General features: G+C 74.9%; 1 protein-coding gene and 1 pseudogene. Both read right to left on the bottom strand.

Annotated elements, in window-relative coordinates; all coding sequences use genetic code 11:
• Window positions 1–431: MerR family transcriptional regulator (locus G7A99_RS23305; RefSeq protein WP_163144431.1), on the bottom strand; the 431-nt coding region annotated here is incomplete at its 3' end.
• A 5-nt stretch (window positions 432–436) separates the two neighbouring features.
• Window positions 437–668: pseudogene (locus G7A99_RS23300) on the bottom strand (kinase); the annotation flags it as partial.

Here is a 668-nt window from a genome sequence, read left to right as displayed (position 1 = left end):
CGGAGCTCGGCGGCGGTGAAGTGCTCGCGGTAGCGGCGCAGCAGCGCGAGGGTGGCGAGCCAGTCTTCGCCCTCGGGCGGCTCACCGGCGGCCATCGCGGCATCCAGCACGGCGAGGCGGTCGCGCAGCGCCCGCGCCTCCTCGATCCGGCGGTCCAGCGAGCGGATCTGCTCGGCGACGATGCCGGCGAGGGAGACACCGTCCGCCGCCAGCGTGGCGCGGATATCGGCAAGGGAGAGCCCGAGCTGGCGCAGCGCCAGGATGCCGTGGAGACGGGCCACGTCCGCCGGGGCGTAGAGACGGTACCCGGCGCCGGAGCGCGCCGACGGCCGCAGCAGGCCGATGGCGTCGTAGTGGTGGAGCGTGCGCACGGTAAGCCCGGTGCGCCGTGCCAGCTCGCCGACCTTCACGTACTGCCGTGCCCCTGCCACGGCGATCAGCCCCCGGACTGCGCGTCGATGAGGGCGACCAGCTCCGAGAACGACGCCTCTACCGTCCGGCCGGCGGTGTCGAGCCGCAGGGGCGGCTCCTGCCAGGGGTGGTAGTCACGCCGGCACACATCGTCCCAGCCCGGCGCCGGCAGGCTGCCGGCGTCCGCATGGCGGCGCTCCACCCGGCGGCGGTGCTCGCCGGGGTCGCTGCAGCGGATCTCGATGTTCACATGGCAG

It is taken from the genome of Arhodomonas sp. KWT, assembly GCF_010993615.1.
The sequence above is the reverse complement of the archived record's forward strand: the minus strand, read 5'-3'. Positions and strand labels throughout refer to the sequence as shown.